This is a genomic window from Epilithonimonas sp. KH_059, from assembly GCF_057838485.1.
In genome coordinates, this window is the sequence record NZ_CM174468.1 from 1,936,207 (window position 1) to 1,959,575 (window position 23,369).

The following is a 23,369-nucleotide window of genomic DNA, read 5'->3' on the forward strand; positions in this document are numbered from 1 at the left end:
AAAATGAAATTAAAAAATTATATCAAAGACCAATGGGTTGAGGGCGCAGGCGAAGGTATTGAACTTCTTAGTGCTGTGGATGGTGAATTAATCGCAATTTCCGATACGTATGGGATTGATTTTGAAGAGGCCTTGGAGTTTTCACGCCATGCCGGATACCAAAATTTGTCTCGATTAAGTTTTTACCAAAGAGGAGAAATGCTGAAAAAGATTGCAATCTATCTTTTGGATCGCAAGAAAAAGTACTATGAACTGTCCTACAAGACAGGAGCCACCCACGCGGATTCTTGGGTAGACATTGAAGGCGGTATTGGAACCTTTTTCACCTATTCCGGGCTTGCAAAGAGAATGCTGCCCAATACACCTTTTTGGGTAGACGGGGAAGTGCAAAAGACTTCTGCCAATGGGACTCATTTGGGAACCCATATTTTAACTCCAAGTGAAGGGGTTTCGGTTCAAATCAATGCCTACAATTTCCCTGTTTGGGGAATGCTGGAGAAACTCTCAACTTCTCTTTTAGCAGGGGTTCCGAGTGTAGTGAAACCTGCAACGCCGGGTTGTTATTTAACCCATGCAGTTTTCTCAGATATAATTGAAAGTGGAGTCCTCCCTAAAGGAGCCTTGCAGCTCGTTTGTGGAGAACCGGGCGACATTTTAAAGCATGTTCAAGACGGTGACAGTGTTCTCTTTACGGGTTCAGCCTCAACTGGGAAATACTTAAAGACTCTGCCGAGTATCTCAAGACAGGCGGTAAGGTTTAATATGGAGGCCGATAGTTTAAATTGTTCGGTTCTTGGGATGGATGCAAAAGTAGGAACTCCAGAGTTTGACTTGTTTATTAAAGAGGTTCAAAGAGAAATGACAACCAAGGCAGGTCAAAAATGTACGGCCGTGAGACGAATTTTAGTTCCTGAGGAGCAACTTGAATCCGTTCAACAAGCCCTTACTCAGTCTCTCGATCGAGTCAAAATCGGTAATCCACTAAACCGAGAAACGAGAATGGGCGCCCTGGTTGGAAAGGAACAGAGGCGTGAGGTTGAATCTCGAATTGAACTTCTAAAAGAAAAAACAGAATTAATCTACGACGGAAAGCATAGTTTGCTAGATGCTGATTTTGAGTCGGGTGCATTTATGACCCCGAAAGTTTTCCTGAACGTAGATCCTTTTACAAATACAATTTCGCATGAAGTAGAAGCCTTTGGACCGGTTTCAACTCTCATGCCTTACAAGGATATCGAAGAGGCGGTATCGCTAGCGAAAATGGGAAAAGGTAGTTTGGTGGGTTCCGTGGTCTCTCATAGTGAATCCTTTGTTAGTGAGATGGCTGTGAAAATGGCTTCGTCCCATGGACGAATCTATGTTTTGGATCGGGACAATGCAAAAGAGGCGACTGGACACGGATCTCCGCTTCCCACACTAAACCACGGCGGACCGGGCCGAGCAGGAGGAGGAGAAGAACTAGGAGGTTTGAATGGACTTCATTTTTTCCTTCAAAAAACGGCAATTCAAGGATCTCCGGATATGCTTCGTGCGATCACCAAAATCCATACACCAGGAGCAAAACGAAGGATGAGCGACAAGCATCCTTTTCAAAACTATTTTGAAGAGGTGCAGATTGGAGACTCTTTAGAAACTCAAGGCCGAACTGTGACTCAGGCCGATATTGTCAATTTTGCAAACGTATCTTGGGATCATTTTTATGCCCATACGGATCAAACAAGTTTGAGCGGAACGATCTTCGATCAAACCGTGGCGCACGGGTATTTTATTTTATCCGCGGCAGCAGGACTGTTCGTATCAGGGAAAAAAGGGCCGGTCATTGCCAATTATGGACTTGAGAATGCAAGTTTCTTTAAGCCGGTGTACGCAGGCGATACCATCCAGGTGTATTTGACCGCTAAAGAAAAGATTAACAGAGGCGTTAAAGGCCGAAATGTTCCGTCAGGAGTCGTTAAATGGCTTGTGGAAGTCGTGAATCAAAGAGAGGAAGTGGTTTGTGTAGCCACAATTTTAACTTTGGTGGCCAAAAAGTCGCCGTTTATTTCTCTGAATCGAGATGCAATCAAAGAGTTACTATCGGGTCTTTCTCCAGAGCGTGAGCCTTTATGGGGAAAAATGAAAGCCCAGCACATGCTAGAGCATCTTGAAGAATTTTTAAGGATGTCAACCGGTGAAATTATAGCAGAAGATACTTTAGAATCCGAGGAGATGATTGAGGAGTTAAGAAATTGGCTTTACCGATTTAGTCCGATTCGTAAAGGCCTTAAATACCCAGGACTTCCCCCAGAAGGTCTTGCGGAATTGAAATACAAAAACCTAGAACAGGCGAAAGAGAAATTGATGGAGGCTTTTACAGCGTTTCTAATTTATTTCAAAGAGAATCCTCAGGCGGAAATGGGACATCCGAAATTTGGACTCATTAATAAGGAAATGTGGGAGCTTTTCCACCAAAAGCATTTCACTCATCATTTTTCTCAATTTGGACTCATTCCTGAAATTGAAATTCTATAGTCTCATTTTGAGAAATAAGTTATATATTACGTCTTAAATTAATTTATTTATGACTCAATCGATCCCTTTTAAAGCTTACTTAGTTAGTTTCCTTTTGTGTTTTTGTTTTGCAACTGCGCAGAAACCCTCGCTTAAAACCAACTACATTTACGTAGACGGGCAGAACTTGTATACACCAGACCATCAGAAGTTTCTAATTCAAGGAACCAATGTCGGGAACTGGCTGAATCCAGAAGGCTATATGTTTTTCTTTGAACAAGTGTCTTCTTACCGCTTAATTAATCAGGCATTTAGTGAAATGGTAGGTCCTGAATTCACGAAAGAATTTTGGCGCAAATTCAAGAAGAATTACATCACAAAGGAGGATATTAAATACATTAAATCTACGGGAATGAATACCGTTCGTGTGCCCTTCCATTATAAGCAATTTACCGACGAGGACTATCTGGGACTAACGGGGAAGCAGGATGGTTTTGAAATTTTGGATGAGGTGATTCAATGGTGCAAGCAAAATGATCTTTATGTCATTTTAGATATGCACGTGGCCCCTGGGGGACAAACAGGAGATAATATAGACGATAGTTATGGGTATCCTTGGTTGTTTACAGAGAAAGCGTACCAAGATCAGTTCGTAGACATCTGGAAGCAGATTGCCGCACGCTACCAAAACGAGACCAGCATTCTGGGCTATGATTTATTAAATGAACCGATTGCCCATTACTTCGAAAAGGATTACGGAGTCTTGAACACGGCGCTTGAACCACTATACAAGAGAGCCGCTGCAGAAATTAGAAAAGTGGATAAAAACCATATTTTAATTCTTGGGGGCGCTCAGTGGAACAGTAATTTTTCAGTTTTTAAAGATTGGAAGTTTGATCGCAATTTAGTGTATTCGCCCCATCGCTATTGGAGTGGAACCGACAAGAAAGACATTCAGGATTTTCTTGATTTCAGAGAGAAGGTGAACTTGCCCATGTTTATGGGAGAGACCGGAGAGAATACAGACGAATGGGTAGAGAAGTTTCGAATCACACTTGAAGAGAACAATATAGGATGGACGTTTTGGCCTTATAAAAAGATGGTGCCCAAAGCGGGGATGGTGTACATTCCAAAACCGAAAGATTGGGATTTGATCGTAGAGTACACGAAAAAAGATAAAAGTTCCTTTGATAAAATTCGTGAGGGAAGGCCTGACCAAGAAAAGGTAAAAGCAGCGCTTAACGAACTTCTCGAGAATATGAAATTTAAAAATAACGTAAAACTTGAGGGCTATACCAAAGCACTCGGGATGAAACCTTAAAAACATGAACCAAGAACCAAGAGGAACCGTTGAGGTTGAAATCAAAAATTCAATTGCCACAATTACATTTGCGACTGAGAAAAGCAACTCCTTACCCGGAGAGATTCTGCAACGTTTAGCCGATGAAATTTTAGAAGCAGCGTCCAAAAAGGAGGTAAAAGCACTATTGATTCAATCGGGGGGAGAGAAAGCATTTTGTGCAGGAGCTAGTTTTGAAGACTTACTTGCCGTAGAGGACTTAGAAAGTTCAAAACGGTTCTTCGAAGGTTTTGCCAAAGTCCTTGATGCGATGCGTAGTTGCGGGAAAATCACTGTGGTTCGTGTGCAAGGGAAAACCACAGGTGGAGGCGTAGGCATCGCTTGTGGAGCGGATTATTGTTTTGCCACGAAGCAGGCAAGCTTTGCTCTGACTGAAATCAATTTGGGAATTGGACCTTTTGTGATTGGACCTTATGTGGAAAGAAAAATAGGGAAGTCCCAGTTCGCTGCAATGGCGATTGATGCAGAATTTCGAGATGCGCAGTGGGGACTCTCCCATGGGGTTTACCACAAGATTTTCGATACGATCGAACAAATGGATACGCATTTAGAAGGGTTTTTAGAAACTCTAGACTCTCGAAGTCCAGAGGCACTTTCTTTAATCAAGAAAGTTTCCTGGGAAAATACAGAGCATTTCAAAGACTTAACGCCTGAGCGCGTTCAAATGAGCGCTTCTTTAATCCTTGAGCCCAGCGCCAAACAAAGTATTGAAGCGATTAAGTTGCGTTTAAGAAAATAGACGTTAATCCTATAGGTCAATCCTTGTATATACAAGAAGTGAAGGCATACACGCTAAAGTTTAAAGCCCATTTTAATTGCGATTAAAGTGGGCTTTTTTTTATAAATCAAAATTTCATCCCTAACCAAATTGCAAGGGAAAGCCGGAATTTGATGCGTGCGGATCAGATTGGAACAATTTTAGTTGTATCTAACTTAAGACCTGTTGCGGTGTCCTCTCAAGGGCGCTGTTTACGGAGAATTAGTCAACTAATCGATAGAGAGAATGAAGAAAATTTGGATATTAATTCCCATATTGCTTTGGTCCTGTACCAAGGAATCAAAAATTGAAAGCACGTCGGCCATGGAGGTAGATTCCGTTTCCATTTCGGACTCAGCTCAGGTTGAGGATTCGCTTTTGAAACTGCCCGATTCGATAGTGAACAAGGCAGAAGATGTACAGAGAGTGCTTGCGACGGGGGTCAATAGAGAAGAAACCGATCGTCAAATAGTTCGTTCTGCGGGTGCAAAAATGCTTCCTTTTACGTTAGGGGATGAAATTAAAAATGACAACCAACAGTTTGTTTTAAAACTCGCCAATATGCCTAAAGGCAAATTGAAAGTTCAAATTCAGACAAAAGTTAAAGACATGAACATTCGAGTCAATCAAGTTCGGTATCCCGACGGTACCCTCGATGGTCCTTTCGGACGGACAGCGGAGCTCGAAATTCCTAGTGAAGGAGAAGTTTGGTTAATGGTGGGAAAAAGCAATATGGCTTCAAGCTCACCTCAAGGAAATTTTACAATTCACGTGGAGAAAGAAACTCCCTAGGAGTTCAAATTTATAAAGAGGAGTGGCCCTAATTTTTTAGATTCGTGCCGTTTTTTACTTTATTTTTGTATTTAATATTAAAAACCTTTTTGTTATGAAATCATCTATTATATCCGCATTTGTAATCAGCGCAACTTTGGTGAGTTGCTCAACGGTTTCCTCGGTGCTGCAGAATACGCTGCCTTTTAATTCTTCTTTCACAGTCTCTAAAGGGTCTCCAGTGGCAACTCAGTTGACAGCAGTAGGGGCAGGAACAGGACTGAACCAAATCATGGGAGTGAGTCAGAATGTAAGAGACATTCGGGCCAATACAGCTAAAGTCTCCGTCTCCGCAGGTGATCAGGGGATGGGAGTATTTAAATCCGTGTCCGTTTACTTAATTTCTGGCAACAAGGAAGTTTTAGTAGCTTCAAGAGATCAGATCTCTGACAATATTGGAACGACCTTAAGCCTTGACATTGTCAATAAGAATTTAGATGCGATTATGAAATCGGGAGGAACTATTCAACAGAGAATTGTTTATGTACTGAAAAGCAGTCCTACAAGTGATTTGAGCATGAAAAGCTCACTTACCTTTAGTAGTGTTCCGGAAACGAACTAAGATTTTAGATGTTAATCGAAAGAAGCAGCCCCCAAATTTTGGGGGCTGCTTCGTTTTAAAAGATTATTGTTTTGTTTTCGAATCCATGACAATCGTGACTGGGCCGTCATTGAGCAGAGATACCTTCATGTCTGCACCAAATTCTCCGCTTTCAATTTTGAGTCCCGTTTTCTTTAGCTCGGATTGGAAATAGGCAAAGAGGGGTTTCGCAAGTGGAGGTTTCGCCGCATTTATAAAAGAAGGACGATTGCCTTTTTTGTATTCGGCAATGAGTGTGAATTGGCTCACACACAGGATTTCACCCTCGATTTGTAAAATGGAGAGATTCATTAGGCCTTGGTCATCCGAAAAGATCCTCAAATTTTTGATTTTGTTGACCAGATAATCCGCATCCTGTTCATTGTCAGACTCATCAATACCGACCAAAAGTAGAAGTCCTTGTTTAATGGCGCCAATAATTTGATCGTTTACTTTTACTTCTGCATGGGAGACTCTTTGTATGACGATTTTCATTTTTCGATTTAATTAAATAAGGTTAAGGATTCGTTGTCTGAATTGTATTGGTAGCGGTATAATTTAGGATATACGCTGGTTCCCGATACGGGTTCGGCTGAAAATAAATTCCACTGCGCACGGTCTGCGGGACAAAGCAATTTGGAATTGTCTTCCACCACGAGCGTGGTGTTGTTCCCCGGACAAATATGGGGCGGGTTCCGGTCATAAACTCGAAATCCTTCGGTCGTTTTTACAACAATTAATCCACTACTTCCGGATTGCTGTTCACTAACGTATACCCATCCTCCCACATTTCTTAGCGTTTGATAATTGGGGTGGTTTAGGCTAATGGTGACTTGAATGGTCGCACTCGGAAAGCAAGGGATTGCGTTTTGCGAATCTCTACAAGACTGCAGAAGTAATAAACTGATAATCAGAAATGAGATCCCTTTAAATCTGATTTTGATTCTTGGAATTAGAAAAAAATACATTATATTTGTTCTTTAATACGAATGAAAAATATTGTCCGGGCTCGATGGTCGGATAATTTTTTTTTATCATTTTCAAAAATATAAAATTATGGCAACATACGTTACAAAAGAAGGCTTGAATAAAATGAAGGTAGAGCTGGAACAGTTAGAAAGTGTTGAAAGACCACGTGTTACGCAACAAATAGCGGAAGCGCGTGATAAAGGAGATTTGTCCGAAAATGCAGAATACGATGCTGCAAAAGAGGCGCAAGGTATGCTCGAGATGAAAATCTCAAAATTAAAAGACCTTATCGTTAGTTCAAAAGTTATTGACGAGACCCAATTAGATACCTCAAAGGTTTCCATTCTAACGACGGTTCGCTTATTCAATAAAGCGACGAAGAAAGAACAAAAATTCACCTTTGTACCGGATAACGAAAGTGACCTAAAGACAGGTCGTATTTCGGTAAGTACTCCGATTGCCAAAGGACTTTTAGGAAAGAAAGTGGGTGAAAGCGCACTGATTCAATTGCCAAATGGCAACGAACTTTCTTTTGAAGTTTTAGAAATTACTTTGTAAATTGTAGCCTCAAAACGAATTGCAGGCTTAAGATCATTTTATGAGTTCCATTTTTAGCAAGATAATCAACCGCGAAATCCCCGCCTACATTGTGGCAGAAGATGAGCATCACATTGCTTTTTTAGATGCCATGCCTCTTGTAGAAGGTCATACTTTAGTCATTCCTAAAAAAGAAGTCGATTTGATCTTTGATTTGGACAGCGAGAGTTACAATGCTCTGTGGAGTTTTTCTCAAGGGGTTGCCAAAAAAGTAGGCAAGGCAATTGACTGCGTACGAGTAGGAGTAGCCGTGGTTGGACTTGAAGTTCCCCACGCGCATATACATTTAGTCCCTTTGAATCAAATGTCCGATCTGAATTTCATGAACGAAAGGTTGCAATTGTCTGCGGAGCAGTACAAAGAGATTCAAAAGCAAATACAAGAAGCTTAATACAAATCGCTTCACGATTAATTTCTAGTAAATCAAGCGAAATTAGGTTTTGAGAACCGAGTCTGGTTGTGGAATGCAGTCGGACTAGAAACAAAAACAAGGCGAGGCGTTGCTTAGTGAGTCTAGGACCCTTGATGCCACACTCATTGAAAAACTTAAGGGGTAGGCAGTTCACTCAACTAATCATAAATAGATATAAAATTAATGAACCCGAACCAATGTTCATTCTGTGGAAGAAAACGAAGTGAAGTCCAAGTGCTAATTGCAGGACAAGATGGTTACATATGTGAAAGCTGTATTGAACAGGCCCATTCTATTGTAAAGGAGTCGGTTCATGGCGGTGAGACTTTTTCCACGACGAGTCTCGAGGACTTAAAGAAACCAAAAGAAATCAAACTATTTTTAGATCAATACGTCATTGGGCAAGACCAAGCGAAAAAGCAGCTTTCCATTGCCGTGTACAACCATTACAAAAGGTTGCTCCATGCCGAGCAAAAGGACCGTGAGGTTGAGATCGAGAAGTCTAATATTATAATGGTTGGCGAAACAGGGACTGGAAAGACCCTTTTGGCAAAAACCATTGCAAAAGAACTAAACGTTCCTTTTTGTATTGTGGATGCCACCATCCTTACCGAAGCCGGATATGTAGGAGAAGACATCGAGAGTATACTATCTCGATTGCTAATGGTAGCGGATTACGATGTAGAAAAAGCAGAGAAAGGAATTGTGTTTATCGATGAGATTGATAAAATTGCAAGAAAATCTGACAATGCAAGCATCACTCGAGATGTTTCTGGTGAAGGTGTACAGCAGGGACTTTTAAAGTTATTAGAAGGTAGTATTGTGAATGTGCCGCCGCAAGGGGGTAGAAAGCATCCGGATCAAAAATACATCCAAATCAATACTCAAAATATCCTGTTTATTGCGGGGGGTGCGTTTGACGGAATTAAAGACATTATTGAAAGGCGACTCAATAAGCAAGCGATCGGGTTTAGTCTAGATAAACTGTCCAAATCAGAGGAAGATGAATATATTTTAAGTCAATTGACTGCTCTAGATTTAAGACGTTTCGGCCTCATCCCTGAACTTCTTGGTAGATTCCCAATTATTACGAATTTGGATAAACTTACCAAAGAAACGATGATTCGAATCATGAAAGAGCCAAAGAGTTCCATTGTGAATCAATATGTCGAACTGTTTAAAATGGACGGTATCGCTTTAGACTTTACAGACGGTGCCATCGAGCGCATCGTGGAGGAAACGATGGAGAAGGGACTCGGAGCAAGAGGCCTTCGTGGAACGACAGAAAAAGTGTTGGAAGATTATATGTTCTCTATTGGCGAGCAAAAAACAATCAAATTGACCAAAAGCAACATCCTTAAAGAAAAACCAGCTCGAAAGAAAGCCTAGAGAAATTTCTAAGCCCATTTATTTTTAGCTTACCTAGTAAACTTACGGAGGAATCCGTAAGTTTTTTTGTATTTTTAACCCATGAAACAATTTGGATTACTCGTTGCTTTTTTTGCGACTTCGATAGCCTATGGGCAGTTTAATGTGAAAGTAAGTGCAAGTGGAGACTTTGCGCCTAAAGAGGCCTATTTTTACACGGTCAATGGCTCAAAAGATGTCCTCGTTTCCAAAGTTGTACGAAGCGGAAATACCTGGATGCTGAAGTATCCTAACCACTATGTGGGAATGATGAAGGCCTATTTTCCAGAGATTAATTTCACCTTGAATTTTATTTCTGAGAATAAGGACGTGAATATGAATTTGCAACCCGCGAAAGGACGCCTTCCCCAAGTGGTTTATGAGGACGCTCCCAACCAAGCGATGAGTCAAATTCTTAATTACCAGCGCAAGATCGAAAGTATTTTGCCGGCTCTTCTTCAAATGCAAGGGTTTTACACCTCGAACGAACCTTTTTATAAGGCCATTAATAGCGAAATTATTACCCTTTCGAAAGGAAAACCGGATGTAACGAATTTTCCATTCGTAAATTACTATTCAGAAAACTACGATCGGTATGTGGACGATGCGCCTCAAGAAGGAAAACCGGATGCGCAGCAAATTGTTCAGTTTTTTGTCAACTCAAATGAACTGCTCGAAACTTCCACTTTAATGCGCCCTGTGCTTGTCAATTATTTGAATCTGTTTGATGCAAAGGGTGCAGAGAAAGCAATTGATGATTTATTAGCTGCACTCGATATTGAAAGTCCAAGAGGCCAGACGGTCCTATCCGAAGCGATTGACATCTTTGGAGCCTACAATATGCTAGAGATGAAAGAAGTGTTTTTGGCGAAGGCGAAAAATCTTAAATGTACTTTGAATGAAAGACTTTCCTCTACGCTTGAAATCAATCAAAATACAGCGATTGGGTCTGTGATGGAAGATTATAAATTTAATTCACCGACGCACACCCAGGCAAAATCGATTCACGATTTAAAAGCAAAAAGAAAAGTGATTGTCTTTTGGTCCTCGAGTTGCCAGCATTGCGAAACCGATCTTCCTAAATTCATACCTTATTATAAGAAGTTCCAAGAGAATAATTTTGAAATCATTGGACTCTCACTTGACACGGAAGACAAAGCCTACCAGTCAAGAGCCACTGCATATCCATGGGTAAATGATACAGAATTAAGAGGATGGTACAGTAGTTTTGCGGAAAAATACAATGTTTCTGCAACGCCAACTTACTTTGTATTAGACGAAAACAATAAGATAATTGGTAAGCCTGACTACGCGATGGATGTTGTTGCATTTTTAGGTCTAAATTAGTTTGTGATTTTTCAAATTATGTTTATATTTGCACCACTCAAATGGCGAGGTAGCTCAGTTGGTTAGAGCGCAGGATTCATAACCCTGAGGTCACGGGTTCAATTCCCGTCTTCGCTACAAACAATTCTGTAAATCAGTGATTTACGTATAACAGGGACTAAAACAGGGACTTTGAGTCCCTGTTTTTTATCGCCCTATTTTGTAATATTCTTTTTCAGCTTCTTTTTGCACATCCAGTCTTTCTATAGCTATATTAATCCGTTCGGAATTATTTTTATTAAATAAGAGCACATTATCAATTGCTCGCTCCCCTAAATAATTTCCAGTCTCATTAATTTTCAACTGCATTTCCTTCTCCTCCCTATACTTCTCAACCAATCCCTCCCGAACATTAGGCAAATCCTCCAACCTTTTATCCAATTCAGCAATCTTATCTTCAGTAATTTTTGTCTGCTGTTCAATCTCCGTCACATTCACGCCTTTTTGAGAAAGAATATCAATTTCCTCTTGGACTTTCTCCTTTGTCAAATCAATCGTTTTTTGATAAAATGGAAGCTGGTTTTTCCAGTATTCGGCATTGTCGCCCTCTTCCTTGGAATAGCCTAAGATTCGGTTGTAGTTATGTTGCGCTTTAGTTACTTCTTCCTGAATTTTAATAAAACTGTCATATTTTCGAAGCACAAAAGCAGAATCAGCCAAAAATTTATTTTTTTCGGTTTCAATTTGCTTTTTCATCAGTTCAATTTCTATATTCGCTCTGGTTTCGGGATTCGTGATGATGGCGGTTTTCAGTTCCTGCGTGCTGATGTCAGAAATATCTAAAACATCGGCTCCCTTCTTCATTGCCTCCAAGTATCTTGCCTGTTTGGATTGCAATTTTTGAAGCATAAAGACATCAATGCTGTCATTGGTCAACATAAAGTTGATTCTTACATTTTCGTTCCTATTTCCTTGTCGCCAAGCACGACCTTCCACTTGCCGTAGAGAGGTAAAGTTGTACGGAAGAGAAAGCATGTAAATATCCGTCGTATTTTCCTGAAGGTTCATTCCTTCCTGAATCGCCTCGCTTCCGATGACCACCTTTATTTTTCCGGAATTGAAATCGTCCTGAATCTTTAAACGGTTTGGTTTGCTGGTTGCTCCGGTGATGACTCCGACTTCTTCCGGTTTGTAGCCGACCTCCCGTACCAAATATTCCCTTAGTTTCGGAAATTCCGAAACAGCTAATTCAGAGTAGATAATCTGTCCCGAATCCGGAATGTCGTTTTTGTTCTGCCGAATCAAATCCATCGTTTGTTTTAGTTTCGGAGAATCCTCTATAAACTCTTCTAAAGACGGTTCTTCTCCTTCATAATAGGGAGAAAGATATGGTGAAATCGCAATCAAACGGGCATTAAGGATATGCGTAAGAATTGCCCCTTTTTGGGTTTCGGTAAAGTTTTCATTGAGCATTTCGTATTGCTCACTCGTTAAATAGTTCTGCTCAATCTTATATTCCTTGTTGATTCGGTTGGGCCGCACCAATTCGGGATTGTCTTCTTCGCCTTTGATATCAATAAATTCAGATAAAAGTTGCTGAAACAGCGAATTGTTTTTAAAACGTCGAACATTCGCCTTGAATTTCACATCACCTTTTGCGTCAATCTCCATGTCGTTGTCTGCCTCCATAAAGGTTTCAAAGAAGGTATTCACATTGAAGTAGCCCGATTCTTCTAATCTCTTGTTCGCAATCAAGGAGAGAATAGAATAATATTCCAGTGGTTTGTTGGTAAATGGCGTTGCAGAAAGCAAGGTAACATTTCTACCGTCGTTCTTTTCTTGGATGTATTGCGCAGCCATCCAAGTATTGATACCCAACTTTGAAGTCTGCTGGTTTTGATTTCTAAAGTCTGAAGCAAATCGGCGGTCTTCTATTCTTACTTTTCCTACGATATGGTTCGCGTTGTGGACTTCGTCATTGTATGTCTTCAAAAGAAAGTGTACTTTTTCTTAGAGAGTGTTTTCTGTTTCAAATATAGAATTTAAAGTTTAGTTTTTTGCTTTTAAAAAGAAAAAAAATAGGTTTCGATTAATTTTCTTTTGTAATATTCCTTTTTTCTTCTTTTTAGAGTTTCAGATTTTATCTGCTGTCTTATCTTCAAGACTTCGTCGGCTCTTCCAAAATACACATCCGCTGGAGTGAGATTCTTCAAAGATTCGTGATAACGCTCATTGTTGTAGCGGTTTACAAACACTTCCAAAGCGGCTTGCAATTCATCTGGACTGTAATAATGATGCAGTTTCACCACATTTTTCATCGTCCTGTGGTAGCGTTCAATCTTGCCTTGTGTCTGTGGATGAGCGGGTTTTCCGTGGATTTGCTTCATGCCGTGATTATCGTGTAAATACTCCTTTAATCCCTCGGTAATATAGCAAGAACCGTTGTCCGATAGAAGTTTCGGAACTTGTCCTTTTCTTAAACCTGCTTTCTTCACAGCTCGGTCAATGGTTCTTTGAACATCATTCACCTTCATATTTCGGCACAATTCCCAATGAACGATATAGCGGCTAAAATCGTCAATCACCGTGCTTAGATAGTACCAGCCCCAACCCAGAATTTTAAAGTAAGTAAAATCCGTCTGCCACATTTCGTGAACAAAATTGGTTTTATCCTTAAATTCATTCGAGGCAGAAATCAGGATGTGCGATGGAGCCGTTATCAGTCCTCTTTTCTTTAAAATACGGTAAACACTGGATTCTGAGATAAATACACCCTTCTCATCGGTGATTTTATGAGCCAGTTCTCTGCTGGAGAGTTCAGGATAATTCAAAGCGATTTCTACCACCAGATTTTTCTCTTCTTCAGGAATGTTGTTCCACTGCCTTCTGCCAGAAGAAGGGGAAGAATGAAATCCCGCTTCACCTTTCTCAAGGTACAGATTATACCACTTGTAGAAGGTGCTTTTGTGAATGCCAAGTTCCCTGAGCGTCCTGTTGACGCCGATTTCACTACGGGTAACCATTTGGATGATTTCCAGTTTTTCTTCAGGTAACAACCTCATATACTTTCTGTATTTTTCGGTTATTCCAGAATTTCCAAACTTTTTTTTACAATGTCGTAGCGGATAACGAGGTCGGCGACCGTCTCCTTGAGTTTTCGGTTCTCTTCCCGAAGCTGAGAGACTTCTTCGGAGGTTGCCTGGCGAAGAGTATCTCCTGAGAGTTGCTTTTTACCGGCTTCAATGAACTCCTTATTCCATTTGTAGAAGGTAGATTCCTGAATAGCGTGCTTGCGACAGAGTTCGGCTATGGAGGTTTCAGCCCGAAGGGCTTCCATCACAATTAGGATCTTTTGTTCCGCGGTGAAAATCCTTCTGGTTTTTCTGCGGATGTCTTTTAAATAATTTTCAGGATTACTGATTGGTTTTTTGGCTGTCATAATAAATCAAATTTAATGGTTTTTTTTGTTCTGTTTATTATGAAAACACTATCTTAGTTCTGAACTAAATCAGTACACTTTTTGCTGACGATTTACAGAAAACTGAATTCTCGTGACCAAAGGTCAGGTTCAGGTTTTTTCTACCTTAACTAACTTAAAAAAATACGAATATGGAAAAATTTGATGTAACTATTATAGGGTCTGGCCCGGGTGGGTATGTAAGTGCCATCCGTTGCGCCCAATTGGGATTAAAAGTGGCCATTGTTGAAAGGTACAGCACGTTGGGCGGTACCTGTCTTAACGTGGGCTGTATTCCGTCAAAAGCTTGGTTGGAAGCTTCTGAGCATTACTACAAACTCAAGCATCAATTCGAAAAATTTGGGATTGATGTTAAAGAGGCCAATGTCGATATCCTGAAAATGAACCAAAGGGTTCAAGATGTGGTACAGGAAATCATCAATGGCGTTGATTATCTGATGAAAAAGAACAAGGTCACCGTTTATGAAGGCCACGGTATCATCAAGGATAAAAATACTATTGAAATTAAGGGCGAAGATAAAACGGAAACCATAGAAACCGATAAAATCATCATTGCCACCGGATCCAAACCCGCTTCACTGCCCAATATTGAAATCGATAAAAAAAGGATAATCTCTTCCACCGAAGCCCTTGCCCTACGGGACATCCCCAAGCATTTAATGGTCGTTGGCGGCGGCGTTATCGGGGTCGAGATAGGTTCCGTATTCGCCCGCTTGGGTTCAAAGGTTTCTATAGTAGAATATTTTGATAGCCTTATTGCCACTATGGATGGCGCACTGGGACATCAATTGCACCGTTCCCTAAGGAAACAGGGAATTGATTTTTATTTGGAACATAAGGTGACAAATGCAACGGCAACTAATGGCAAAGTGGCGTTAAATGCGGAAAACCTTTCCAATAAAGAAGAAATGAATTTAGAAGGCGATTACTGCCTTATGGCCATTGGCCGAAAACCATATACCGCCAATTTAGGGCTTGAAAATATAGGAGTGGAAACCAATGAGAATGGACAGATAAAGGTAGATGAAAACCTCGAAACCAACGTCAAGGGAGTATATGCCCTTGGGGATGTAATCCGAGGGGCAATGCTTGCCCATAAAGCCAGTGAGGAAGGCGTTTTTGTAGCCGAACGGATTGTTGGCCAAAAACCCCATATCAATTATTCGCTTATCCCAAATATCGTGTATACCCAGCCAGAGGTTGCAGGAGTAGGATTGACAGAGGAAGAATTGAAGAAGGCCAATAAAACTATAAAAACAGGATCTTTTCCATTCAAGGCCAATGCAAGGGCAAAAATAAGTATGGATACCGATGGCTTTATCAAGGTTATAGCCGATAAACAGACCGATGAGATATTGGGCGTGCATATGATAGGCCCCCGCATTGCAGACAGTTATACCGAAGCGGTGGTGGCAATGGAGTTTAGGGCATCTGCCGAAGATGTTGCACGGATGTCGCACGGGCACCCCACATTTTCCGAGACCTTTAAAGAAGCCTGTCTGGCAGCTACCGAAGACAGGGCATTGCATATTTAATATAGGAGGGCTTTGTATTAAATGATGCAGTAGCTGTAATTCAACATAACTTAAATTGTATTAAGTATCAGTTACTGGTCTAAAAAATGAAAGATTATTTTTTAAAGATGTAAAGAACATGACAGCTATTCCGAAAGACAAAAACTTTGATAGTAGTTTGATACTACTTCGTGACGGCTATGAATTTATTCAGAAAAAGCGTGAAAAGCTTGGGACTGATATTTTTAGAACCCGCTTAAGGTTAAAGAAAGCAATTTGCATCAGTGGAAAAGACGCCGCGGAGGTTTTCTATGATACTGAAAAGTTTCAACGCAAAGGAGCTACTCCTAAAAGGGTGCAAAAAACATTATTCGGCCAGAAGGGCGTCCAGACATTGGATAATTCAGCACACAGGCAAAGAAAAGAAATGTTTATGTCTTTGATGAAACCGGATAGCCTTCGAAGGTTCCTGGAATTTCAAAAAAGCTACTGGGAAACATACATTAGTAAATGGGAGAAAGAAGAGCAAATTATATTATTTAACGAAGTACAGGAAATTCTCTGTCGTGCAGTTTGTACATGGTCGGGAGTTCCGCTGCGGGAAGAAGAAGTGCAACAAAGGGCCAGGGACCTTGGGGCTATGGTAGATGCCTTTGGAGCCATTGGTCCACGGCATTGGCGGGGAAAGCAGGCTCGGAAAAGAGCTGAAAAGTGGATTGGTAACCTTATTAAAGAAATCCGAAACTGTAAAATTCATGTAGAAAAGGGTACTGCTGCCCACACAATTGCTTTCCACCGTGAGCTTGATGGCAAATTGTTGGACACAAAGGTTGCAGCAGTAGAACTGATAAATGTATTAAGGCCCACCGTAGCCATAGCAACCTACATTACTTTTACTGCTCTTGCTTTACATCAATATCCACAATATAAAAAAGAAATACAGACAGGGAAAGACAATCTGACAGAAATGCTGGTACAGGAAGTACGAATGTTTTATCCATTTACCCCTATGGTAGGCGCTATTGTGCGAAAAGAATTTGAATGGAAGGAATATACATTTAAGCGTGGCAGGTTGGTGTTGCTGGATATATATGGCATGCTTCACGATCGTGAATTATGGAAAGACCCCCATGAATTTCATCCTGAGAGATTTATAAACTGGGACGGTAATCCCTTTACCTTAATCCCACAGGGTGAGGAGAACATTTACACGGCCATCGGTGTGCGGGTGAATGGCTCACTATTGAATCGATGAAACAAGCTGTAGATTTTCTGATTAACCGGATAACTTATGAGGTGCCCGATCAGGATTTGACATTTAGTTTATCCCGTATGCCCACGCTGCCAAGCAGTGGTTTTATATTAAGTAAAATAAAAACATTGCCATACGAAAATTAAAAACCACGAATCGTTTATGGATGCTTTTGGTACCTGGAAGGCTAAGAAAGGCGTAAAAGAAATGGAAAGACGGCAAAGTAAACATTTCCGGCGGCAGTTTCGTGAAATAATTCAATTTAAGATAACAGACAATCATGAGCGATAATAACAACGAAAAAGACGAAATTCAGCTTGATGCCTCCAATAAAGCTGAAAGAAAAACATTAAAACAGGTCCTGGGGATCAATATGTTCCAGGTTGTAATGGCCGGTACTGTTGGTTTTATAGCAAGTTCCACTGGCCTGTTAGGTGCTGCGCTTGACAATCTTGCTGACTCAGCCGTTTACATTGTCAGTTTGTATGCCGTAGGCAAAGGTGTTGCTGCCCAATCACGGGCAGCAACACTTTCCGGCGTGCTATTGTTGGTATTAGGTTTGGTGTTGCTTGGCGAAGTCATCAGACGTTTCATAATAGAAACTGAACCAATTGGCTGGGCAATGATTATTACGGCGATAGTGAATGCGGCGAGTAACCTTCTTGCCTTGCGCTTGCTGAAATCTCAGGGTGAAAGAGGCGTACACATGAAGGCCTCTATGGTATTTACCAGCAACGATATGCTTGTTAATTTAGGGATTGTATTATCCGGTGTCGCAGTGATGCTGTTTAATTCCCCTCTTCCGGATTTGATCATCAGCCTTATAACCGTGGGAATTGTGCTAAAAGGAGGATGGGAAATTCTTAAGGAAGCACGGGATGCGCGTTGGAGAGCTAAAAAATTATAGTAAAGAAGGGGTTATCAGAGGATACATCAATTTTTATAAAGGATTTAATTATGCTTTCAAATATTGAAAATAAACTAAAAATAAAAAATATTAGCCCAAATGGCAATGCGCCTGCTGGTTTTGGAAACACTGCGAAAGCAAAAGTAAATAGCAGCAGTAAGTCTGCAGGATCTGGAAGTAGCTTTCGAAAAAGCAGATAGGTTGCCCTATATAGAACCTTAAAGACTTTTGAAAGAAAAGGCTTGGTTCATAGCATAGAGTACGGAACAGGAGCCAGAAAGTATGCTTTGTGTGAAGATGGATGTATAAGCGCACCTGAAGATATGCATGTGCATTTTTATTAAAAAATTTGCAAAGAAACCTTATGCTTGCTTAAATATAAAATTCTGGAAGTGCCTTTGCCGGAATAGTTTCAGGCAGAGGAAGTAAACCTGCAGTTACAAGGAGTTTGTAGCAATTGTGCCGGAAAAAAAATTACAATTTTTAAAACGAGGATTAAAAATAAAAAAAGAGATAATGGAGAAAACAACATTTAAGATAGCTAAAATGGATTGTCCTTCGGAAGAGCAGATGATCCGGATGAAGTTGGAGTCTTATACTCAAGTCAAACATTTGGATTTTGATATTCCCAAAAGGAAATTGGAAGTATATCACGTGGATGGAATCGAAGATATTCAAACATCAATAGCCAGCTTAAAACTTGGGGATTTCTTTGAGGGGACCGAAGAAGCGGAGCCTCCCGTAATGGAAGACCAATCCAAACAAAAAAGAATCCTTTGGTGGGTCTTGGGCATCAATTTTGGCTTTTTCGTTATCGAAATGACCACGGGGTGGATCTCTTCTTCTATGGGCCTTATTGCAGATTCTTTGGATATGCTGGCAGATTCCATCGTTTATGCGCTAAGCCTGTTCGCGGTAGGTGGTGCCATTTCAAGAAAAAAGAAGGTCGCAAAATTCAGCGGATACTTTCAGATCGCATTGGCGACACTTGGGTTTGCAGAGGTCTTTAGAAGATTTTTCAGCAATACCGAAACGCCCTTGTTCCAATGGATGATTATCGTTTCAATTTTCGCATTGGTGGGTAATCTGATATCGCTCTGGCTCATTAACAAGGCCAAAAGTAAGGAGGCGCATATGCAGGCAAGTGCCATTTTTACGTCCAATGATATTATTGTAAACGGTGGTGTTATAGTAGCAGGGGTACTGGTCTATTTTCTGAATAGCAAATGGCCCGATTTGGTAATTGGCGGAATCGTTTTCACGTTTGTGATGCGGGGCGCCATAAGAATTTTAAAATTATCTAAATAATGCAAATATATGTTGCACAAAACGTCAAACTGTCTAATAACCTCAAAATGACTATTCCATACACGGACACCTATCTTACAAAATTGGCGTATATTCGATTCTCAGCGGTTAGGTTTAGGTTTTTAGACAAACTGACGTTGGCAACAATAAGGAAATTATGAATAAAAGTAGTGTAGCATTATTGATTTTACTTTTGTTGGCAATAGACCAGGCCATAAAGATTTATGTGAAGACCCATTTTTATTATGGCGAGGAGTACTACGTATTTGGCCTGGATTGGTTTCGCTTACATTTTTTGGAAAATCCGGGCATGGCCTGGGGTTTTAAATTTGGCGAGGGTTATCTGGACAAATTTGTTTTAATATTATTTCGCTTAGTAGCCGTTATTTGGGGGACGTTTTATATCAAAAAGATGATACGTAAGGGGTATGCAAAGGTCTTTATAATCTGTGCAGCATTTATATACGCAGGTGCATTGGGTAATTTGATTGACGGTGCATTTTACGGACTGATCTTTGAAAAAAGTGATCCCGCACTTCGCAATATTGCAGAAATATTCCCGTCAGGCGCTGGTTATGCTGGATTTTTAAATGGCAATGTGGTGGATATGTGGTTCTTTCCTATTATTGATACAAGGCTTCCGGAATGGCTGCCACTATGGGGAGGTAATGAATTTACTTTTTTCGACCCTGTATTCAATACCGCAGATGTTTGGATTAGCACAGGAGTTATTTTACTCCTGATCTTTCAAAACAAGCAAAGCAAAGACCAGAAAATATCGGATAAGAAAAAGTCGAAATATACTGAAGGTAACAGAACAATTATAAACAACGATTAGTTATGAACGTTTGGCTTTGGGTAGTAGTATTGGGATAAGCAGCTAGGACAGCACATTGGGGGTGAAGACAAATTGTTCAAGGATTACCAAAAGAGGTTCGATGTATTGTTTGAAGGTGTTTGGGCAATAGCATTGAAATATGCAAGGACTTCCCTTTGAACAACAAATGCTGAAAAGAAAAGACTTTAGAGCGTAGCATCGTTAAGGCTAAGATAGAAAAAAGGAATTTGGGAAGAAATGAATTATAAAGTTATATTATTTTGGCAGCACTAAAAAAATCATTGGGAACGCTTCGACTTACCTTTTATGGAGTTGGTACTATTGTGGGAGCAGGAATATACACGGTAAGCGGCGCAGCCGCTGGACAAGCGGGCACAGACCTTTGGTTGAGTTTCATTTTTGCGGCTATTGCGGCAAGTGTCTCGGCAATGTCTTATGCTGAATTATCCTCAACCTATCCGAATGCAGGTGCGGAATTTATTTTTGTACGCAAGGCGTTTCCTAAAATTGATATTCCGTCTTTTCTCACGGGCTGGACGATTGCGTTCCACAGTTCGGCCATCATCGCTGCGGTGCTACTGGCATTTTGAGGCTATTTCAACACTTTTTTTAGTATTCCTTCCCTACTTGTCAGTTATGGTGTTTTGGTTATGCTCTCGTTGATAAGCATTTACGGGCATCAAGAAATCATCTATCGCTAATATCATTATGGTTAGTATTCAGCTCTTGGGATTGTTCCTTCTTATAGCGTTCGGACTTTTGGAAACAGGCCCACCAAAAGCAGCATTTTTTAAAGTTGAATCCTTTTCCGGTACTTTGGCGGCAACGGCTACCTTGTTTTTTGTTTATACTGGCTTTGAACATATGGCGGCTTTGGGTTCAGAAGTAAAAAAACCTGGCAAGACAATTCCTCGTGCCTTTCTATTGACAATGGTTTTTACAACCGTTATCTATTTGCTCATATCTTTTACGGTACTCAACATTGCTGACCCTTCCGAACTGGCCAAAGTGGATTCACCACTTTCACTTGCGGCATCCAGTCTCAACAGTTGGTTACCTGTTGCCTTGGCTATCGCAGCACTTTTTGCTACTGCAAATGCTGCCTTTAGTGGAATTATTTCAATTAGTAGGTTACTTTTTGGAATGGCAGACCTGAGTGAACTTCCGAAATTTATGACCAAAACCAATGCACAGAAGGTTCCGTGGGTTACTACCCTTGTGGTTGTGGCCGCAGTTGCTGGATTTTTATTGTTGGGAGATATTAAAATAGTAGCAGGAATGTCATCTTAGGCGCGTTGCTTGTTTTTGTTGCCGTGAATATTGCCCTTATCGTATTTCGTTTCAAAGCACCCTATAAAGAAAGACCTTTTAAAGTCACATTAGCTATTTGGAGAGTGCCGATACTGCCAATTTTGGCGATACTCATGTAACCAATCACCCCAAAATAGGAATTTTAAAGCATTTGATTTTTGACTTTACAAATAATCAAAATTAGTCCCTACTTAAAAAATCAGGGACTAAAACAGGGATTATCTAATCATATTGGAAAAAACGGACAAATTGACCACCCAGATTCGGAGTAAATTGACCACCAGATTTGGAGCAAACTGACCACCTGGATTCGGAGCAAACTGACCACCTGGATTCGGAGCAAATTGACCACCTGGATTTTGGTTAATTTTTTCAGTTAAAAACGATTGATTTTTTCATGTTGTTAGCGTCATAAATTCGTATAAAAAATACGGATTATGGCCAATAAAACAACAGACATGAGTAAAATTAGAAAAGTCCTTAAATTTTATAGCAATGGGAAGAGTAAGTTGTTTATCAGCAAATACTTATCGCTTTCCAGAAACACCGTAAAGAAGTATATTTCGTTATTTGAAGTCCTTGGATTAAGTTTTGAGATCATTAACGAAAAGACAGATGCAGAACTTGAACTTTTGTTTTCTCATACTATTGAGGAATCCGTAAGTCCCAAATTACAGACTTTGTACGATTATTTTCCGGTGATGGAACGGGAATTAAAAAAGGTAGGAGTTACTATTTATCGAACTTGGGAGCAGTATATCGCTTTGTATCCCGATGGTTTTCAGATCCACCCAATTCCGGCATCATTACAAGATATGGGCAAAACGGGTGAATCCTGTGATGCACATGAACCACAAAGCCGGTGATAAAATGTATGTGGATTACGCTGGTAAAACCCTCTCTATTACCGATAAAAAGAGTGGTGAGATCAAAAGCGTACAGTTTTTTGTGGGCATCCTGGGAGCGAGCCAGTATACGTATGCAGAAGCTTCGATGAGCCAGCAAAAGGAAGATTTTGTACGTTCGGTAGAAAATGCGATGCACTATTTTCAGGGCGTTCCCGCGGCCATTGTTCCTGACAATTTAAAATCTGCGGTCATCAAAAGCAGCCGTTTTGAACCCACCATTAATGAAACCTTCGCCGACCTTGCAGAGCATTATGGAACCATCATTTTTCCTGCCAGAGCCTATAAGCCTAGAGATAAATCTTTGGTAGAAGGCGCTGTGAAGATCTTGTACCGACGGATTTATGCCCATTTAAAAGAAACTCCATTCTATTCATTAGCAGAATTAAACCAACAAATTTGGGATCTGTTAAAGACGCACAACGATAGTAAACTCACCGCACGTCCTTACTCCCGCAAAGAGCTGTTTTTAGAAGATGAAAAGCAAAACCTTCATCCACTTCCAGAAGCGCATTTTGAGATTAAATACCAGTCGCACGCAACGGTGATGCAGAATGGGCACGTTCTCTTGAGTCAGGACAAAAACTATTACAGCGTTCCATATCAATATCTCAAGAAAAAAGTCAAGCTTTTATACACTTCCTCCGCCGTAGAAATCTTCCACAAATACAACAGAATTGCGATTCATAAGCGCAATTACAAACCTTACGTATATACCACCAATGCTGAACATTTAGCCAGTACGCATCAATTTGTGTCCGATTGGAGTCCGTCGCGATTTATTGATTGGGCCACTGAAATTGATCCCTTTGTTGGTGAATATATTATCCAAATTATCGAGAGCAGAAATCATCCTGAACAAGCTTATAAAAGTTGTATGGGAATATTAAACTTCGAAAAAAAGGTAGGTAGAGAGCGATTGATCAATGCCTGTAAACGTGCTCTGGACTTTAAAATTTACAGCTTTAAAACCATCCAGAAAATATTAGAAAACAATTTAGGCCAAATTGATTTTGAACAAAAATCAGAGTCGGAACAGCAACTTCCAATCCATGGTAATATCCGTGGAAAACAGTATTACAACTAGATATTAGACCTTAGACCTTAGACATTAACAAAATTAAATT

The 23,369-nt window shown here is 40.4% G+C and carries 21 protein-coding genes, 1 tRNA gene and 2 pseudogenes; 20 read left to right on the forward strand and 4 right to left on the reverse strand.

The annotated features are described in order from the left end of the window. Nucleotides 1-3 precede the first annotated feature (3 nt). The 5 genes from paaZ (at nt 4) to AC3IRX_RS09170 (ending at nt 6,000) form a co-directional block, all read left to right on the forward strand. Nucleotides 4-2,511, forward strand: a complete 2,508-nt coding sequence (gene paaZ / locus AC3IRX_RS09150; RefSeq protein ID WP_489209880.1) for a phenylacetic acid degradation bifunctional protein PaaZ — start codon at nt 4-6, stop codon at nt 2,509-2,511. A 49-nt stretch (nt 2,512-2,560) separates the two neighbouring features. Further along, complete coding sequence (locus tag AC3IRX_RS09155; protein ID WP_489209881.1) at nt 2,561-3,811, forward strand: glycoside hydrolase family 5 protein; 1,251 nt, start codon at nt 2,561-2,563, stop codon at nt 3,809-3,811. 4 nt (nt 3,812-3,815) lie between these two features. Further along, on the forward strand, nt 3,816-4,589 hold the full coding sequence (locus AC3IRX_RS09160; protein WP_489209883.1) for an enoyl-CoA hydratase/isomerase family protein: 774 nt from the start codon (nt 3,816-3,818) through the stop codon (nt 4,587-4,589). 264 nt (nt 4,590-4,853) lie between these two features. Next, nucleotides 4,854-5,399, forward strand: coding sequence for a hypothetical protein (locus tag AC3IRX_RS09165; protein WP_489209885.1), 546 nt, complete (start codon nt 4,854-4,856; stop codon nt 5,397-5,399). Nucleotides 5,400-5,493: 94 nt separating this feature from the next. Next, nucleotides 5,494-6,000 carry a hypothetical protein gene (locus AC3IRX_RS09170; RefSeq protein ID WP_489209887.1) on the forward strand — a complete coding sequence of 169 codons (507 nt, stop codon included), beginning with the start codon at nt 5,494-5,496 and terminating at the stop codon, nt 5,998-6,000. Between the two features lie 63 nt (nt 6,001-6,063). Here AC3IRX_RS09170 and dtd read toward each other — a convergent pair whose 3' ends face one another. Together dtd and AC3IRX_RS09180 are read right to left on the reverse strand one after the other, a co-directional pair. After that, nucleotides 6,064-6,513 carry a D-aminoacyl-tRNA deacylase gene (gene dtd / locus AC3IRX_RS09175; RefSeq protein ID WP_489209888.1) on the reverse strand — a complete coding sequence of 150 codons (450 nt, stop codon included), beginning with the start codon at nt 6,511-6,513 and terminating at the stop codon, nt 6,064-6,066. Between the two features lie 8 nt (nt 6,514-6,521). Next, entirely contained in the window at nt 6,522-6,986 is a 465-nt protein-coding gene (locus AC3IRX_RS09180) for a hypothetical protein (RefSeq protein WP_489209889.1), read from the reverse strand. 88 nt (nt 6,987-7,074) lie between these two features. Between AC3IRX_RS09180 and greA the strand changes: the two genes are divergently transcribed. The 5 genes from greA to AC3IRX_RS09205 all read left to right on the forward strand — a co-directional run bounded on the left by greA (nt 7,075) and on the right by AC3IRX_RS09205 (nt 10,867). Further along, nucleotides 7,075-7,545: a transcription elongation factor GreA gene (gene greA / locus AC3IRX_RS09185; protein ID WP_459084630.1), complete on the forward strand. Its 471-nt coding sequence runs from the start codon at nt 7,075-7,077 to the stop codon at nt 7,543-7,545. Nucleotides 7,546-7,585: 40 nt separating this feature from the next. Then, on the forward strand, nt 7,586-7,975 hold the full coding sequence (locus AC3IRX_RS09190; RefSeq protein WP_489209891.1) for an HIT family protein: 390 nt from the start codon (nt 7,586-7,588) through the stop codon (nt 7,973-7,975). Between the two features lie 204 nt (nt 7,976-8,179). Further along, nucleotides 8,180-9,385: an ATP-dependent Clp protease ATP-binding subunit ClpX gene (clpX, locus tag AC3IRX_RS09195; RefSeq protein WP_489209893.1), complete on the forward strand. Its 1,206-nt coding sequence runs from the start codon at nt 8,180-8,182 to the stop codon at nt 9,383-9,385. Between the two features lie 81 nt (nt 9,386-9,466). Continuing rightward, nucleotides 9,467-10,750: a peroxiredoxin family protein gene (locus AC3IRX_RS09200; protein WP_489209895.1), complete on the forward strand. Its 1,284-nt coding sequence runs from the start codon at nt 9,467-9,469 to the stop codon at nt 10,748-10,750. Between the two features lie 43 nt (nt 10,751-10,793). Beyond that, nucleotides 10,794-10,867: transfer RNA gene (locus AC3IRX_RS09205), tRNA-Met, on the forward strand. Between the two features lie 69 nt (nt 10,868-10,936). Here AC3IRX_RS09205 and AC3IRX_RS09210 read toward each other — a convergent pair. Together AC3IRX_RS09210 and AC3IRX_RS09215 are read right to left on the reverse strand one after the other, a co-directional pair. Then, nucleotides 10,937-12,706: pseudogene (locus AC3IRX_RS09210) on the reverse strand (helicase-related protein); the annotation flags it as partial. A gap of 86 nt (nt 12,707-12,792) precedes the next feature. After that, nucleotides 12,793-14,168, reverse strand: a pseudogene (locus AC3IRX_RS09215) (IS3 family transposase). Nucleotides 14,169-14,338: 170 nt separating this feature from the next. On the opposite strand from AC3IRX_RS09215, the gene lpdA reads away from it, so the two are divergent. From lpdA to istA, 10 genes are all read left to right on the forward strand, one after another. Then, nucleotides 14,339-15,742 carry a dihydrolipoyl dehydrogenase gene (gene lpdA / locus AC3IRX_RS09220; RefSeq protein WP_115169386.1) on the forward strand — a complete coding sequence of 468 codons (1,404 nt, stop codon included), beginning with the start codon at nt 14,339-14,341 and terminating at the stop codon, nt 15,740-15,742. Between the two features lie 118 nt (nt 15,743-15,860). After that, nucleotides 15,861-16,976 (forward strand): cytochrome P450, encoded by a 1,116-nt coding sequence (locus tag AC3IRX_RS09225; protein WP_489209898.1) that lies wholly within the window; start codon nt 15,861-15,863, stop codon nt 16,974-16,976. Between the two features lie 277 nt (nt 16,977-17,253). Then, the gene (locus AC3IRX_RS09230; RefSeq protein WP_489209899.1) at nt 17,254-17,880 is read left to right on the forward strand and encodes a cation efflux transmembrane domain-containing protein; all 627 of its coding nucleotides are present in this window, start codon (nt 17,254-17,256) and stop codon (nt 17,878-17,880) included. A 50-nt stretch (nt 17,881-17,930) separates the two neighbouring features. Further along, nucleotides 17,931-18,080, forward strand: a complete 150-nt coding sequence (locus AC3IRX_RS09235; RefSeq protein WP_489209901.1) for a hypothetical protein — start codon at nt 17,931-17,933, stop codon at nt 18,078-18,080. A 316-nt stretch (nt 18,081-18,396) separates the two neighbouring features. After that, entirely contained in the window at nt 18,397-19,188 is a 792-nt protein-coding gene (locus tag AC3IRX_RS09240) for a cation efflux transmembrane domain-containing protein (protein ID WP_489209902.1), read from the forward strand. Nucleotides 19,189-19,345: 157 nt separating this feature from the next. Next, nucleotides 19,346-20,026 (forward strand): lipoprotein signal peptidase, encoded by a 681-nt coding sequence (locus tag AC3IRX_RS09245; protein WP_489209904.1) that lies wholly within the window; start codon nt 19,346-19,348, stop codon nt 20,024-20,026. A gap of 260 nt (nt 20,027-20,286) precedes the next feature. Next, a complete protein-coding gene (locus AC3IRX_RS09250; protein ID WP_489209905.1) occupies nt 20,287-20,616 on the forward strand; it encodes an amino acid permease in 330 nt (109 codons plus the stop codon). Nucleotides 20,617-20,734: 118 nt separating this feature from the next. Continuing rightward, entirely contained in the window at nt 20,735-21,316 is a 582-nt protein-coding gene (locus AC3IRX_RS09255) for an APC family permease (RefSeq protein ID WP_489209908.1), read from the forward strand. 458 nt (nt 21,317-21,774) lie between these two features. Beyond that, nucleotides 21,775-22,203 carry a hypothetical protein gene (locus AC3IRX_RS09260; RefSeq protein WP_489209910.1) on the forward strand — a complete coding sequence of 143 codons (429 nt, stop codon included), beginning with the start codon at nt 21,775-21,777 and terminating at the stop codon, nt 22,201-22,203. Further along, nucleotides 22,184-23,329 carry an IS21 family transposase gene (istA, locus tag AC3IRX_RS09265; RefSeq protein WP_489209912.1) on the forward strand — a complete coding sequence of 382 codons (1,146 nt, stop codon included), beginning with the start codon at nt 22,184-22,186 and terminating at the stop codon, nt 23,327-23,329. Before AC3IRX_RS09260 ends, istA begins: the two co-directional genes overlap by 20 nt. Nucleotides 23,330-23,369 lie beyond the last annotated feature (40 nt).

Excerpts from the sequence above, each read along its gene's own strand:
- paaZ (WP_489209880.1), top strand. The coding sequence starts at position 4 with ATGAAATTAAAAAATTATATCAAAGACCAATGGGTTGAGGGCGCAGGC.
- AC3IRX_RS09155 (WP_489209881.1), top strand. The coding sequence starts at position 2,561 with ATGACTCAATCGATCCCTTTTAAAGCTTACTTAGTTAGTTTCCTTTTG.
- AC3IRX_RS09160 (WP_489209883.1), top strand. The coding sequence starts at position 3,816 with ATGAACCAAGAACCAAGAGGAACCGTTGAGGTTGAAATCAAAAATTCA.
- AC3IRX_RS09165 (WP_489209885.1), top strand. The coding sequence starts at position 4,854 with ATGAAGAAAATTTGGATATTAATTCCCATATTGCTTTGGTCCTGTACC.
- AC3IRX_RS09170 (WP_489209887.1), top strand. The coding sequence starts at position 5,494 with ATGAAATCATCTATTATATCCGCATTTGTAATCAGCGCAACTTTGGTG.
- dtd (WP_489209888.1), bottom strand. The coding sequence starts at position 6,513 with ATGAAAATCGTCATACAAAGAGTCTCCCATGCAGAAGTAAAAGTAAAC.
- AC3IRX_RS09180 (WP_489209889.1), bottom strand. The coding sequence starts at position 6,986 with ATGTATTTTTTTCTAATTCCAAGAATCAAAATCAGATTTAAAGGGATC.
- greA (WP_459084630.1), top strand. The coding sequence starts at position 7,075 with ATGGCAACATACGTTACAAAAGAAGGCTTGAATAAAATGAAGGTAGAG.
- AC3IRX_RS09190 (WP_489209891.1), top strand. The coding sequence starts at position 7,586 with ATGAGTTCCATTTTTAGCAAGATAATCAACCGCGAAATCCCCGCCTAC.
- clpX (WP_489209893.1), top strand. The coding sequence starts at position 8,180 with ATGAACCCGAACCAATGTTCATTCTGTGGAAGAAAACGAAGTGAAGTC.
- AC3IRX_RS09200 (WP_489209895.1), top strand. The coding sequence starts at position 9,467 with ATGAAACAATTTGGATTACTCGTTGCTTTTTTTGCGACTTCGATAGCC.
- lpdA (WP_115169386.1), top strand. The coding sequence starts at position 14,339 with ATGGAAAAATTTGATGTAACTATTATAGGGTCTGGCCCGGGTGGGTAT.
- AC3IRX_RS09225 (WP_489209898.1), top strand. The coding sequence starts at position 15,861 with ATGACAGCTATTCCGAAAGACAAAAACTTTGATAGTAGTTTGATACTA.
- AC3IRX_RS09230 (WP_489209899.1), top strand. The coding sequence starts at position 17,254 with ATGAGCGATAATAACAACGAAAAAGACGAAATTCAGCTTGATGCCTCC.
- AC3IRX_RS09235 (WP_489209901.1), top strand. The coding sequence starts at position 17,931 with ATGCTTTCAAATATTGAAAATAAACTAAAAATAAAAAATATTAGCCCA.
- AC3IRX_RS09240 (WP_489209902.1), top strand. The coding sequence starts at position 18,397 with ATGGAGAAAACAACATTTAAGATAGCTAAAATGGATTGTCCTTCGGAA.
- AC3IRX_RS09245 (WP_489209904.1), top strand. The coding sequence starts at position 19,346 with ATGAATAAAAGTAGTGTAGCATTATTGATTTTACTTTTGTTGGCAATA.
- AC3IRX_RS09255 (WP_489209908.1), top strand. The coding sequence starts at position 20,735 with ATGGTTAGTATTCAGCTCTTGGGATTGTTCCTTCTTATAGCGTTCGGA.
- AC3IRX_RS09260 (WP_489209910.1), top strand. The coding sequence starts at position 21,775 with ATGGCCAATAAAACAACAGACATGAGTAAAATTAGAAAAGTCCTTAAA.
- istA (WP_489209912.1), top strand. The coding sequence starts at position 22,184 with ATGAACCACAAAGCCGGTGATAAAATGTATGTGGATTACGCTGGTAAA.